This is a genomic window from Allobosea sp. P4_H5 (genome assembly GCF_056400825.1).
Window position 1 is genome coordinate 297,346 of sequence record NZ_JBFUKM010000003.1, and the last position, 12,340, is coordinate 309,685.

General features: G+C 65.7%; 13 protein-coding genes and 1 pseudogene. 3 read left to right on the forward strand and 11 right to left on the reverse strand.

All coding sequences use genetic code 11. The features are described 5' to 3' along the window. Positions 1–8 precede the first annotated feature (8 nt). The 4 genes from AC1DS0_RS07950 to AC1DS0_RS07965 are packed head-to-tail and all read right to left on the reverse strand — an operon-like array spanning position 9 to position 4,424. Positions 9–965 carry a TMAO reductase system protein TorT gene (locus AC1DS0_RS07950; protein WP_476813831.1) on the reverse strand — a complete coding sequence of 319 codons (957 nt, stop codon included), beginning with the start codon at positions 963–965 and terminating at the stop codon, positions 9–11. After that, positions 962–1,927, reverse strand: coding sequence for an ABC transporter permease (locus tag AC1DS0_RS07955; protein ID WP_476813832.1), 966 nt, complete (start codon positions 1,925–1,927; stop codon positions 962–964). The genes AC1DS0_RS07950 and AC1DS0_RS07955 overlap by 4 nt, the downstream gene beginning before the upstream one ends. After that, positions 1,924–2,925, reverse strand: coding sequence for an ABC transporter permease (locus AC1DS0_RS07960; protein ID WP_476813833.1), 1,002 nt, complete (start codon positions 2,923–2,925; stop codon positions 1,924–1,926). Before AC1DS0_RS07960 ends, AC1DS0_RS07955 begins: the two co-directional genes overlap by 4 nt. Continuing rightward, positions 2,922–4,424, reverse strand: coding sequence for a sugar ABC transporter ATP-binding protein (locus AC1DS0_RS07965; RefSeq protein WP_476813834.1), 1,503 nt, complete (start codon positions 4,422–4,424; stop codon positions 2,922–2,924). The genes AC1DS0_RS07960 and AC1DS0_RS07965 overlap by 4 nt, the downstream gene beginning before the upstream one ends. Before the next feature lie 139 nt (positions 4,425–4,563). Here AC1DS0_RS07965 and AC1DS0_RS07970 point away from each other — a divergent pair, with 139 nt between their 5' ends. Then, positions 4,564–5,538, forward strand: coding sequence for a LysR substrate-binding domain-containing protein (locus tag AC1DS0_RS07970; protein WP_476813835.1), 975 nt, complete (start codon positions 4,564–4,566; stop codon positions 5,536–5,538). 226 nt (positions 5,539–5,764) lie between these two features. On the opposite strand, the pseudogene AC1DS0_RS07975 reads toward AC1DS0_RS07970, so the two are convergent. From AC1DS0_RS07975 to AC1DS0_RS08000, 6 genes and pseudogenes are all read right to left on the reverse strand, one after another. After that, positions 5,765–5,914: pseudogene (locus AC1DS0_RS07975) on the reverse strand (PHB depolymerase family esterase); the annotation flags it as partial. Positions 5,915–5,992: 78 nt separating this feature from the next. After that, the gene (locus tag AC1DS0_RS07980) at positions 5,993–6,658 is read right to left on the reverse strand and encodes a response regulator transcription factor (protein WP_476813836.1); all 666 of its coding nucleotides are present in this window, start codon (positions 6,656–6,658) and stop codon (positions 5,993–5,995) included. A 105-nt stretch (positions 6,659–6,763) separates the two neighbouring features. After that, positions 6,764–7,045 carry a hypothetical protein gene (locus tag AC1DS0_RS07985; protein ID WP_476813837.1) on the reverse strand — a complete coding sequence of 94 codons (282 nt, stop codon included), beginning with the start codon at positions 7,043–7,045 and terminating at the stop codon, positions 6,764–6,766. 239 nt (positions 7,046–7,284) lie between these two features. Continuing rightward, entirely contained in the window at positions 7,285–8,019 is a 735-nt protein-coding gene (trhA, locus tag AC1DS0_RS07990; RefSeq protein WP_476813838.1) for a PAQR family membrane homeostasis protein TrhA, read from the reverse strand. Positions 8,020–8,090: 71 nt separating this feature from the next. Next, positions 8,091–8,597 (reverse strand): YciE/YciF ferroxidase family protein, encoded by a 507-nt coding sequence (locus tag AC1DS0_RS07995; RefSeq protein ID WP_476813839.1) that lies wholly within the window; start codon positions 8,595–8,597, stop codon positions 8,091–8,093. A 37-nt stretch (positions 8,598–8,634) separates the two neighbouring features. Continuing rightward, positions 8,635–9,540, reverse strand: coding sequence for a hypothetical protein (locus AC1DS0_RS08000; RefSeq protein WP_476813840.1), 906 nt, complete (start codon positions 9,538–9,540; stop codon positions 8,635–8,637). A 327-nt stretch (positions 9,541–9,867) separates the two neighbouring features. Between AC1DS0_RS08000 and AC1DS0_RS08005 the strand changes: the two genes are divergently transcribed. Then, entirely contained in the window at positions 9,868–10,218 is a 351-nt protein-coding gene (locus tag AC1DS0_RS08005; RefSeq protein WP_476813841.1) for a hypothetical protein, read from the forward strand. 133 nt (positions 10,219–10,351) lie between these two features. After that, the gene (locus AC1DS0_RS08010; protein WP_476813842.1) at positions 10,352–10,615 is read left to right on the forward strand and encodes a DUF1488 family protein; all 264 of its coding nucleotides are present in this window, start codon (positions 10,352–10,354) and stop codon (positions 10,613–10,615) included. Positions 10,616–11,328: 713 nt separating this feature from the next. Here the strand turns inward: AC1DS0_RS08010 and AC1DS0_RS08015 are convergent. After that, positions 11,329–12,336: a glycosyltransferase family 4 protein gene (locus AC1DS0_RS08015; protein ID WP_476813843.1), complete on the reverse strand. Its 1,008-nt coding sequence runs from the start codon at positions 12,334–12,336 to the stop codon at positions 11,329–11,331. Positions 12,337–12,340 lie beyond the last annotated feature (4 nt).

The following is a 12,340-nucleotide window of genomic DNA, read 5'->3' on the forward strand; positions in this document are numbered from 1 at the left end:
TGCGTCCGTCAGGGGCGGTAATCGGCCGGGGCGACGACCGAGGAGAGGTCGACGGTCGCGACGTTGTCGCGCGTCACCAGCAGCGCCGGCAGCACGACGCGGGCCTCGACCGGCTGCTTGGCGGCCGCCTTCAGCGCCTGCGCCATTGCGGCCTTGCCCTGGGCGACGACCTGCTGGATCGAGGTACAGGCGATGTCGCCATCCTTCAGCATCTGCTGGGCGGTCGGGCTGAAGTTCGAGGCCGAGACCTTCACCGGCTTGCTCGCCGACTTGAAAGCCGAGACGACGCCGGCCGCCATGTCATCGGTCGCGGCGTAGATGCCGGCGAGGTCGGGGAAGCGCTGCGTCCAGTCCTCGGCGGTGCCGAGCGCGGCGTTGCGGTTGTCGGCGAGGCGCGATTCCGCGACGATCTTGACGTCGGGCGCCGCCTTGGCCAGCGCCTCGCGGAAGCCCTTGGCGCGCAGATCCGACCAGGCCTGGCCGGCGGGGCCCGCCATCATCGCGATCGTGCCCTTGCCGCCGACCGCCTTGGCGAGGCATTCGGCCTGGAGCTTGCCCATGTCGGCATGGTCGGCGCTGACCAGCGAGGCAAGCTTCGGCGTGTTCGGCGGCGAGGAGATGCCGATGACCGGGATGCCGGCCTCGATCGCCCGCTCGACGATCGGCTTCACCGCATCGCCATTGGTGGCGCCGATCACGATCGCGGAGACCTTGCGCTGGATCAGATCCTGTACCTGGGCGATCTGCTGCGAGGCGTTGGCGTCGCCGCCGGCATTGAGCTTCAGTACCTTGGCGCCGCCCGCCTTCGCCTCGCTCTCCATGCCGTAGACGGCCGAGATCCAGAAGGAGGAGGCGAGGTTCGGCACGGCGATGCCGATCGTCTTCTCCTGGGCGAGGGCCGGCTGCGCCAGTGCGGCGGCAGCGATCGAGGCGAGCAGGAGGCTGCGGCGGGACAGGAAGGTCATGGCGATACGTCCTTGGGCTGGCGGTTGCGGGAAAGAAGCGAGCGGAGGGCGGTGTCCATCAGGCCGGAGCCGAGGATGACGAGGCCGACGGTGACCTGCGCCAGGAAGGGCGAGACCCCGGTGAGGTTGAGCCCGGTCAGCACGACCTGGACGAAGAAGGCGCCGGCCGCGACCGCGATGGCGTTGGCGACGCCACCCGACAAGGCAGTCCCGCCAATGATCGCTGCGGCGATCGCCTGCAATTCCATGCCGGCGCCTTCGGTTGGCAGGCCGGCGCCGGCCCGGGCCGTCATCAGCGCTCCGGCGAGCCCGGCGAAGAGACCGCAGAGCTGGTAGGCGCGGATCTGAAGGGCGCCGGCATCGGCGCCGACCAGGCCGACGGCTTCGGGATTGGCGCCGAGCATCAGGATGCGCTTGCCGAGCGTGGCGTGGCTCAGGAGGAACTGGGCACCGAGGACACAGGCAAGGGCGAGCCAGGCGAGCGGCGGCAGGCCGAGAACGGGGTCGAAGGCGAGGCTGGTGGCATGACGGGACTCGGTGAACGGCACGGCCTGGCCGTCATCGCTGACCAGCAAAGCGAGCCCTTTCAACACGACCAGCGAGCCGAGCGTCGCGACGATCGGCTGCAAGGCGAGCCGGCCGATCAGCCAGCCGTTCAGCGTTCCGCAGGCGAGGCCGACGAGGGGGGCGACCAGCAGGCCCATCAGCCCGAAGCTGTTGGCGGCCATTGCGGCGAGCGTTCCGGCCAGCGCCGCGATCGCGCCGACCGAGATGTCGAAGCCGCGGGCGGCGAGAGCGAACATCTGGCCGGTCGCTAGCAGGACGAGGACCCAAGCCTGGCCGGCGATGCTGGCGGCATTGCCGAGCGAGAGGAAGCCGGGCGCGATCGCGGCGAAGACGAGGCTGGCGCCGAGGATGCCGGCAGGTGCGACCAGCAGGCGAGGGGCGATGGCCGGGCTCATCCGCGCCTCCCGCCGGTCACGACGCGAATTGCGTTGCCGAGGAAGGCCCAGTCGCGCTGGAGCAGCACGGCAGCGACGACGAGCGTGCCGAGCAGGATCAGTTGGTAAGCGGTCGGCAGGTTCAGCAGCACCACGATGTTGTTGAGCATGGCGACGATCAGCACGCCGCAGGCGACCTGCAGGACATTGCCTCGCCCGCCGCCGAGCGGCAGCCCGCCGACGGCGCAGGCGGCGATGGTCTCGAAGGGCAGGTTCGGCGCGAGCATGGGCTGGCCCGAGGCGACGCGGCTGGTCAGGATCACGGCGCCGAGCGCGCAGAACAGGCCGGCCACGGCATAGCCGGAGAAGACGAGGCGGGGCACGGAGAGGCCGGCGAGCCTGGCGGCCGTCGCATTGGCGCCGACCAGATACCAGCCGCGCCCGAGCCGGGTCTTCGCGAGCAGCAGATGCAGCGCGGCGAAGGCGACGGCGGCGCAGAGGATCGGCACGGGGATGCCGAGGATGCGGCCGCGGGCGGGGAAGGAGAAGGCGTCCGAGGGCGGCGCGTCGATCGGCAGGCCACCGGCGAGCCAGGCGGCAAGGCCCGACGCGATCATCAGCATGCCCAATGTCGCGATCACCGGCGGTACGGAAAAGCGGGCGACGAGCAGGCCGTTGACCATGCCGACGCCCAGGATCAGCAGGCCGCCGAGGAGGAAGGCACTGATGACGCCGGTCGCCGGTAGGGCCATGACGATGACGACGCTCGCCAGAGCCGCCGAGGCACCGAACGAGAACTCGATGCCGGCGAGGATGACGACGATGGCCTGGCCGCAGGCGACGATGCCGAGGATGGCAGCGATGCGCAGCACGTTCTCGATATTGCCGAGCGTGCCGAAGCGCGGCACCGCCAGGGCAGCCAGTCCGAAGAGCAATCCCGTGACGACGAGGATGGCCGGCGGGCGCAGGATGGCAGGCATGCTGGACGGGCCCCGGTCGCCGATTGGAAAGCTGCTCATGCCGCGGCCTTTCCGGCGAGCGCGGCCATGATCGCCTCGGTCGAGGCGGCGCCGGGCAGTTCCTCCGCGATCATGCCGTCTCGGACCACGAGGTAGCGGTCGCAGAGCGCCGTCAGCTCGTCGAGATCGCTCGACGCGACCAGGACGGCGACGCCGCTGCGAGCCATCTCGATGACGGCGCGATGGATCATGGCGCGCGCGGCGACGTCGACCCCGCGTGTCGGTTCGAGCAGGACCAGAGCCCGCAGGTTCGGCAAGGCGAGGCAGCGCGCGATCAGCAGCTTCTGCTGGTTGCCGCCGCTGAAGCTCGCGGCCTCGGCGTCCGGCCGGGCCGGATGGAGGTGGAGGCGGCGCAGTAGTGGCTCGATCGCATTGCGCTCGCGTGCCTTGCCGAGAAGGCCGCGAGTGGAGAAGCGCGAGAGGGCGCTGGCCGAGGCGTTGCCGATCGCGCTGACCGGTGGAAACAGCCCCTCGGCATGGCGATCGGCCGGGACATAGGCGACGCCGAGGCGGACGGCCTCGCGCCGATCGCCGAGTGCAAAGCTGTGCGCGCCGACGGCGATCTCGCCGATGCCGGGAGCGGCGCCGGCCATGGCGGCGGCGATTGCGAGCGCCCCCGAGCCGACCAGTCCGGCGAGGCCGACGATCTCGCCGGCGCGTACTGTAAGGTCGAAGCGATGGCCAGTCGCCATGCGCACATTGGTTGCAGTCAGGATCGGCTCCGCCCGGGCGCTGCCGGAACGATGCTCGTGCTCGACCTGCATGCCCAGCATCGCCTTGACCAGCGTGGCGCGGTCGTGCCGGCCGATCGGCGCGGCATCGATCACGGTGGCGCCGTCGCGCAGTACGGTGACCTCGTCGGCAAGGCGTTCGATCTCGTCGAACTTGTGCGAGATGAAGAGCACGGCGGCGCCTTGGGTGCAGAGATCGCGGACCACGGCGAAGAGCCGGTCGGCCTCGGCGCCGTTCAGCGCTGCGGTGGGCTCGTCGAGGACAAGGATGCGGCAATTGCGGCCGACGCCGCGGGCGATCTCGAGCAACTGGCGCTCGCCGAGCGAGAGCGAGGAGACCGGGCGATCGAGATCGAGATCGAGCCCGACGCGGGTGAGCCAGGCCCCCGCCTCATCGCGCGGCACCAGCGCCTTGCGGCTGAGGCCGGCCTGGCCGGCGGCGAGCTGGAAGGCGGATAGGTTGTCGAGGACGGAGAGCTCGGGAAACAGGCTGAGATGCTGGTAGATCGGCACGATGCCGGCAGTGATCGCCTCGGCCACCGAGCGGAAGGCGACCGGCTTCCCGGCGAGGGAGATGCTGCCGCTGTCCGGCTTCACCGCCCCGACGATGATCTTCACCAGCGTCGACTTGCCGGCCCCGTTCTCGCCGAGCAAGGCGTGGACGCGGCCAGCCTGCAAGGTCAGGTCGGCGCTGCGCAGTGCGCAGGTCGCGCCATAGCGCTTGGCGATGTCGCGCATGGCGAGCGCGATCGCTGGCTCGATCGTCATCGGCAGTTCCCCATTCACCGGTGCCATGCCCGTGGGCACGTCCGGTGTTGACGAGACGATGAGGCTGACGCCCGGTCGTCACAAACGAATTGTTCGGTGCGCATGCATGATCTACTCTCATGCATGCGAGGGGTGATGCATGCGAAAGAGGCGTCTGCCGCCATTGAATGCGCTGCGCGGTTTCGACGCTGCCGCGCGCCATCTGTCTTTCACCAAGGCGGCCGAGGAGCTGAACCTGACCCAGGGCGCCGTCAGCCGGCAGGTCAAGGAGCTCGAGCTTCATCTCGGGCAGGAGCTGTTCCGCCGCTTCACCCGCAGGATCGAGCTCACCGCCGAGGGCGAGCAGTTCTTCCGGAGCGTCGAGAGCATGCTCGATGAACTCGAGCGCGCCGCCGGCCGCTTTAGCCGGCGCAAAGACCGGGCGACGTTGACGGTCTCGGTGCTGCCGACGATCGCCTCGGTCTGGCTGATGCCGCGGCTGCATCTCTTCACCAGCCTGCACCCGGAGATCGAGCTGCGTGTCGTCTCGTCGATCGAGCCGGCGGATCTGCTCGCCCATGAGGCCGATGTCGCGATCCGCGTCGGCCGCCTGCCGGGACGGCACTATGAGCGCAACCAGCCGCGCATCGAGCTATCTATGCTGACGCGCTGGGACGGGGTCCATGCCGACGAACTCTTTCCCGATCGGCTGGTGCCGGTCTGCTCACCGGGTCTGATTGGTGCGATAGACGTCACTCCGGCCGATCTGGCGCGCTGGCCGCTGATCCATACCTCGACGCGCCGCCATGCCTGGCCCGACTGGCTCAAGGCTCATGGCGTGCGCGCGGCGATCGAGATCGAGCAGACGCTGCAGTTCGGGCATTTCTTCATGTCGCTCGATGCGGCGCGCCAGGGCCGTGGCATCGCCCTGGTGCCGGACATCATCCTGGCGCATGAGGAGGGCATGCGTGGCTTGACGGTTCCGCTGGCCAGCGTGCTCGACAGCGCCGGCGAATATTACCTCCTGATCCACGAAAACCGTTTCGACGATCCGCGCGTGCAGGGTTTCAGGAACTGGGCTTTGAAAGAGGCTTTCAAAGTTCGCGGCAATTCATCGAAGCTCGCTCTGGCCTGACTGGGCGAACGGATGACGGCAGCGATGTTGTGATCAGGCGGGACCAGAAAAGCAAAAAACGCCGGAAGATCCGACGCTTGCATGCTTCTCAAGTTCTGAGATTGCCTGGAGCGGGCGAGGGATTCGAACCATCGCCCCAACCTTGGCAAGTGATTTATCCCCCGATTCCAATATCTTGAGCGTGTTCAACACAGGCGTCTGCGACCGATGGGATACATCTGCATTCCCAGTTGAAACAGAAGTTCGGATCGTTCGCGCGCTGTTGCTCGGGACAATGTGGGGTGAAGCCATGTCAGCCCGCGAGCTGAGACCAGCCCGAGCCATTGTCATAACCGGCAGCCGTCTGCGTACAGCCATGGAGAACGACGACGAGCGGCGCACCCGTCGGCAGCCGCTGCGGCACATGGCATCAGCCTCGGAGTGCGCCCAGCGACCAAGGCCCCCAGGACGTCAATCAAAGAGTCCACCCACGATCCGAGCCATACCGCATGATGTCTCCTCGTGAAGACAAACCTAGTTTCCTGCAGGCGCGGAAGCGGTAGGTTTCGACTGACCTGACGCTCAGGCCGGTCTGGTGTGCGATGCTCTTGTTCGAATTGCTCGAGACGACGAGCCGGAGAACCTGCATTTCGCGTTCGCTCAGATCATCGCCAACGTCACCTGGGCGACTCAACATGCTTCCTACGGACAGTGAGACTTCCAGGCCTCCATCGAGGTACAGCCCGCCACCTCGAACAGCCGCCAGCGCTTGCAGCAGCCGGTCGCTCGAAGCGCCATTCAACAAATAGCCTGCGATGCCCAGATGGAATGCCGCCTTGATCGATCTCACATCGCGATCGTCACATACGAGCAAGATCAAAATGAGCGGTGATACGCCCATGATGCGTCTTACGAAGGCAAGTCCGGCCGGCCTCAGCGTACCGATGCAGATGATAGCTACTTCGGGGCTCTGCGAGCGAATGAATTCGACCGCGTCGAACATCGTCAATGGCACGCCAATGACGGTCGCACCGGGGACTGCGCCGACAAGTGCGTTAAGACCGGCAAGCATGATTGGCTGATCGCCGAAAAGCGCAATCCGCTGCTGAGATGGCACCGGCATTATCGCGAGCCCTTCCATGGGACAGCATGTCCGGGGATTCAGATGGAGCCAGAAACAGCTTGATGAAAGAGAAGCTTCTGCATCGGCCTGAATGAGAGCACGGCCTTCAAGAAATTTGCGTGTCTATTTCTTTTCGATGCCCAAGGGATTGAACATCTCGGTTATCGGGTTGTTCTGGCGGCGTGGCCGGGCAGGCCGATCCGCATTGCGTTGTCCGGCTGAACCATTGATCTGCGCTTCACCGATGACCCGTTCCCGATCGTCGAGACCCTTCACGCGATACTGGGGCTCGCCGTCGACAAGGGAGGGCAAGCGGCGCGTGACCGTATAGAGCCCGACGGCATTCTGGTCGTGAAAGCCGAAAGCCAGGCTGACCTGATCGCCGACGTCATAGTGATGCGCCATTTCCATCTCCTGCCTGCGTCAGCCTGAGGAGCTGAGACTAACAGTAGCACATCGCATTGAGATCAAATCAAAAATCGGAGCTTTCGTGGCCATCGTGTCACGCGCGTGCCGTAGAGGAATACGGTAGAGGAATACGGTCCCCCGGAGCCGCCAGTTCCTATCGGCAGCGCGCCTCCCAGCTCCCAGGGCTGCGAACGAGAACCTGCCAGCCGCTTTTTCCTGAAAGGCCGCAAGCCCCCTCAGCTCGATGGAGCAATCGCATAAGCCTGAAAGACGGCCCCGTAGAAACAGCCGGAGGCGACGAGCACGAAGGCGTGCCAGATGGCGTTCTGGAATGGAAGGGTCTGCCAGACGTGAAAGACCACGCCCAGCGTGTAGAGAAGACCGCCCGTCACGATCAGCCACAAGGCGATGCTCGGAAGCTGCGCGATGCTCTCCCAGGCAAAGACGCCGCTCCAGCCCATGAGGAGATAGAGCGCAATCGACAGCCGATCATATCGGCCGGGTAAGGCGACCTTGAGCACGACTCCGACAGCCGATGCGATCCAGACGACGGCCAGGAGGACATGCGCCGCCACGCTCTCGCCCATTCGCGCCAGGAAAGGCGTATAGGTTCCCGCGATCAGGACGTAGATCGCCGAATGGTCGAAGCGCCGCATCAGCCACTTCACCGGCGAAACCGGCAACATGTTGTAGATGGCGGAGATGACGAGGACGGCGATCAGCGCGCAGCTGTAGATCGCAACCGGGATCAGGCCAGGCATCGAAGCTGCGACAACGCGCGCGATCAGGTATGCGACCGCGCCGACTCCCAGCACGATTCCGAGCCCATGGATCAGACCATCGGCCCAAAGCTCGGCGCGATCGAAGTGGAAGCGCCCCTGCGTCGGCTGGTGCAATTCAGGCCCTTTCCCAGTCGTGCCATGTGGCTCGAATCCATAACGGAACGACGTCGATAGCAAGCGCGCCTGCAAACAATGTGACAACCGCCAAGGAAAGGCTCGCCGAACAATGCTCGGCGAGCCTTTCTTGATATCCCTGCGGATCAGGCCGCTTTGGCGACAGCCGCCGAATTGGCCGGCTCGCCGAGCTGCGTCAGCAGCTTGTCGGTCCTGGTTTCCTCGGCGAGGGTCGCATCCAGCAATGCCACCGCCTCCTTGTGGCCGAGCTGCTTGGCCCAGGATTTGAGCGTGCCGTAGCGAGTCATCTCGTAGTGCTCCACCGCCTGTGCGGAGGCGACGAGGCCGGCATCCAAAGCGGGGCTGTCGGCATAGTCCTCCATCACGGCCCTGCCTTCCTCGAGGATGCCGAGGATGGCGTCGCAGGTCTTGCCGCGGGGCGCCTTGCCGATGGCTTCGAACACGTCGCTCAGGCGCTCGACATGGTTCTCGGTCTCGGTGCGATGGGTCTCGAAGGCCTTTTTCAGGTCCGGGGATTTGGCCGCCTTCGCCATCTTGGGCAGCGCCTTCAGGATCTGCTTCTCGGCGTAATAGACGTCCTTGAGCATGTCATGAAACATGTCGTCGAGGGCTTTGGGTGCAGTCGTGGCCATGTTGGTCTCTCCAGGTTTCAGGGGCTAGGCGTGGTGATCAGGCCTCGACCTTGTCGCGGGCACGGCCGCCGACAGTGGCGCCATAGCTCGAAGCCATCGCGCCGATCAGCATCGCGATGAAGGTCGCCAGGGCGAAGGAGGCAGCCCCCTTTCGAGCAACGTCCGCCGTCTCGCGAGCGGTCTGCTCGGCCTTGGCGGCGACTTCCTTCGTCTTGGCTATGGCGTCGTTGATGCGTTTTTCGGCGTCGGGCTGGCTGATTCCGGTCTGAGCCGAAATCACGCTCGCGACATAGGCCTTGTCGGCCGGCGCCATGTCGCCGTTGCGGATGCTCATCGTGACGATCCGGCCGACTTCAGCGCGGGCCGGGCCGGCGTCTGTCGGAGACGGAGCCGGGCGTTCGGTGCGGAACAGGGAATCCGTCAGGTACGCGGAGGGATCCAGATTCGGCAGATCGACGCGGCCAGCCGCCTGGCTAGCCATGCCGGAGACGGACGATGCGACCCCTGACGCCGCCGCGGCGCCGAGCCGGGCTGTGCCTCCAATGATCGCAGACGCGGTCGAGGCCAGCAGCAGTGCGGTGACAATCGCGCTGACGGCCCAGGTCATGAAGCCGTGCGCCGTATCGCGGAACGCGACCTCGTCGGTGTGGAGACCAACGCGCTTGGTGCGCAGCCGTCCGGCGAGATAGCCGCCGGCACCGGCCGCAACCAGGTGAGCCAGCGCTAGCCAGATCAGGGCAGCGATGCCGAATGTCGTGGCGGCGACGCCTGCGTTCGACCAGGGCGAAACGGAGGTGAAGCCAAGCCCGGCACCCGCGGCGAGGAGCATCAAGGAGATCGACGCGCTGACGACGGCACCTCCCAGTACAGCGCTCCAGGACACAGCGGAGGACGCGCGTGCAGTCGTGCCGTCGGCGACGCCACGGGCGGTATAATCTGTCATGTGGATTGCACTTTAAGGGCGCCGCCTGCGGCGCATTGCGGACGCCCCTATGACCGCCCGATCTCAGCCCAACTTGTGAAGGGCAGCTCTGTTCCATTGATCGGCATCTGTACCCGGCGATTGCCCGCTGCAAGCCGCAGAGACCCGTATGCCGGATCGACACGTCGCCATCATCGAAGAAAACAGGGTGCGTCGACTATTCGGATGCTTCATCTAAATGCGCTGTCGAAGAAATGATTGAATCGAATCAAATGATGATCAGTCATTCTCAAAACGTGATATGATCTTCGACGGGAGATTTTCTTCCGGTTCGGAAAGTCCGACATCATGAAAATTCCAGCAGAACTGAAGCCGGCCGCCTGGGGCGCCGTCGGCGGGGCTATTGCCCTTGCGATCATTGGTTTCACCTGGGGCGGGTGGGTGACGCACAGCACGGCGGAGAGAGAAGCCAGAACACGTTCGAGCACCGCTCTTGTGGCGGCTCTCTCGCCGATCTGCGTGGCGAAGTTCCAGCAGCAGGCCAATGCGACCGAGCAACTCGAGTTCAAGAAGATCAGCTCCTGGCAGCAGGGTGATTTCATCGCGAAAGGTGGATGGGCGACAATGCCGGGGAGTTCCTCGCCCGATTCAGACGTGGCCAAGGCCTGTGCGGCAGCCCTGGGCATTCCGAAAACCTGAGATGGTCGTTCGTCGCGCGGGATTGCGACCCACCTGCGCCTTGTCGCGCGACGCACCTTCTCGGTGTCGCGCGGCAACGACCCCAGCGCACCCACGGCACGCCTGAACCTGGTCAACCCTGGAGGATGATCCGATGAGCCTCCACTTCCCCAATCCAATCCGACGATATGACACCGCGCGGGATTGCGTGTGCTTCTGGGGCTCCGATTCGGCCCTGGAGATCGCATTCGAGGTCGAGCTCGCAGCGTTGCGCAGCATCGACTCGTCAGCCGGTCCGGGTGAAGCGTCGATGCTGCGAGCGTATGATGGCCATCTCGCTACCATCCAGAAGGCTGCCGGGGCAGCCTATTCCCGCAAGCGCCAGAGCTACCATCGATTGACTGCTGCCGACTTCTAATCGTGCTCAGGCTTTTCTGCCGACGACGGACCAGCGGGTTTCTCCGGGTCCCATGGCCGTTGCCTTTCGATCTTTCGATCATCGTCAGCCGGCGCCGGTTTGCTCGGCGCGGCTGCCGTTTGCGGGGCAATGACTGGCTTATTGGTGTTCGCGGCCGGCTTCGGCTCGATCGTCCTGAAACGGATCATCACTGTCCTGTCGGTTGGTCGAAGCTCGCAGCGTGCGCCTAGCCCTCTGGGGCCGCTGCCGAAAAGCACGAAACGCTATTTCCTTTTTGAAGCCGGAGCCTTCGCGACTGCAGCGGCAAGGCTGGCGGGAGCAAGTGCTGCTAGCTTCGGTTTTTCCTGCTTCGGCTTCTTGGCCTCGCGGTTGCCGCGTCGTTCGCCTTTTGACATGCCGTTCTTGTCCTTGCTCGGAGATCACGGGTCGCGATCTCTCGGGTTCGTATCGGCTGGAGCTGGGTGCCTCGCAGGCAGTCGCCATCGAAATGCGCATGCGAGATTGCAGGCGCTGATGTCACTCAGGAGAAGCGAGCAAGTGCTCGGTGCAGCGCGGCCGGCTAGCAGCTGCCGCGGCTACCTGGGGGCGAATCCAGGCAAGTCATGTCGAAGCAGGGTTGCAGCCTAGGCCAGGGCTGAGGAAAGCGCACGTTGTTTCTTCTTGGCTCTCCCTTGGGACCCGCGTGCCTTCCGTCCGCCGGGAGCGCATGTGGCTCATCCGAGGATGGACCGATAGAGCTCGAGATAACGATCGGCCATTTGGTCGACGGTGAAGCGCGCTGCGACCGCTGCACGGCAGGCGGTGCGGTCGATCTCGGAGAGACGCGCGATCGCAGCTACAGCCTCCTCAGTGCTATCGACCAGGAAGCCGGTCACGCCGTGCTCGATCAGCTCAGGCATCGAGCCGCGCCGGGAGGCGATGACGGGCGTGCCGCAGGCCAGCGCCTCGATGACCGACAATCCAAACGGCTCCTCGAAGTTGATCAGGTGCAACAACGCCTTCGCCGAGCCGAGCGCATGCGTGCGGGCGCTGCCGCCGACGGGACCGAGATAGGCCACGCTCGCGCTGGCGAGCGCGGGCGCGACTTGCGCGTCGTAGTAGCCGCGGTCCTGGACGATGCCGGCCATGACCAGCCGCCGGCCGGCTGCGCGCGCCGCGGCGATCGCCTCGGCCGTGCCCTTGTCGGGGTGGATGCGCCCGAAGAAGAGCAGGTCGTCGCTCCCGGTTGGATCGAACGGGAAATCCTCGAGCCGGATGCCGTGATGGATCGTCGCCGCATAGCGCAGATCGGGGTGCCGGTCGGCGGCGCTGATCGCGACATAATGGACCCGGTCCTCATAGGCCTTGAAGGCCGGCAGGATGCGTTCCGAGGAGAAGCCATGGATCGTCGTCACCACCGGCGTGTCGACCAGGCGCGAGAAGGCGAGCGGCACGAAATCGGCCTGGTTGTGGATGAGATCGAATTCGCCGGCGCGCTCGAAGACATGGGCGACGTGCAGCAGCTCCCAGACCTTGGCGTCGATCGTTGGGTCTTCGGAGTACGGCGCCGGGCAGATGCCGGCCAAGGTGCCTGCCGTCCGGCTGTCCCGGGTGGCGAACAGGGTGACGTCGACGCCGCGCGCCACCAGCGCCTCGGTCAGCAGGCTCGTCACCAGCTCCCAGGGGCCGTAATGGCGCGGCGGGGTGCGCCAGGAGATCGGCGCCAGCATGGCGATGCGCAAGCGT

Coding starts and splice junctions, on each gene's coding strand:
- AC1DS0_RS07950 (WP_476813831.1), bottom strand. CDS start 965: ATGACCTTCCTGTCCCGCCGCAGCCTCCTGCTCGCCTCGATCGCTGCC.
- AC1DS0_RS07955 (WP_476813832.1), bottom strand. CDS start 1,927: ATGAGCCCGGCCATCGCCCCTCGCCTGCTGGTCGCACCTGCCGGCATC.
- AC1DS0_RS07960 (WP_476813833.1), bottom strand. CDS start 2,925: ATGAGCAGCTTTCCAATCGGCGACCGGGGCCCGTCCAGCATGCCTGCC.
- AC1DS0_RS07965 (WP_476813834.1), bottom strand. CDS start 4,424: ATGACGATCGAGCCAGCGATCGCGCTCGCCATGCGCGACATCGCCAAG.
- AC1DS0_RS07970 (WP_476813835.1), top strand. CDS start 4,564: ATGCGAAAGAGGCGTCTGCCGCCATTGAATGCGCTGCGCGGTTTCGAC.
- AC1DS0_RS07980 (WP_476813836.1), bottom strand. CDS start 6,658: ATGGAAGGGCTCGCGATAATGCCGGTGCCATCTCAGCAGCGGATTGCG.
- AC1DS0_RS07985 (WP_476813837.1), bottom strand. CDS start 7,045: ATGGCGCATCACTATGACGTCGGCGATCAGGTCAGCCTGGCTTTCGGC.
- AC1DS0_RS07995 (WP_476813839.1), bottom strand. CDS start 8,597: ATGGCCACGACTGCACCCAAAGCCCTCGACGACATGTTTCATGACATG.
- AC1DS0_RS08000 (WP_476813840.1), bottom strand. CDS start 9,540: ATGACAGATTATACCGCCCGTGGCGTCGCCGACGGCACGACTGCACGC.
- AC1DS0_RS08005 (WP_476813841.1), top strand. CDS start 9,868: ATGAAAATTCCAGCAGAACTGAAGCCGGCCGCCTGGGGCGCCGTCGGC.
- AC1DS0_RS08010 (WP_476813842.1), top strand. CDS start 10,352: ATGAGCCTCCACTTCCCCAATCCAATCCGACGATATGACACCGCGCGG.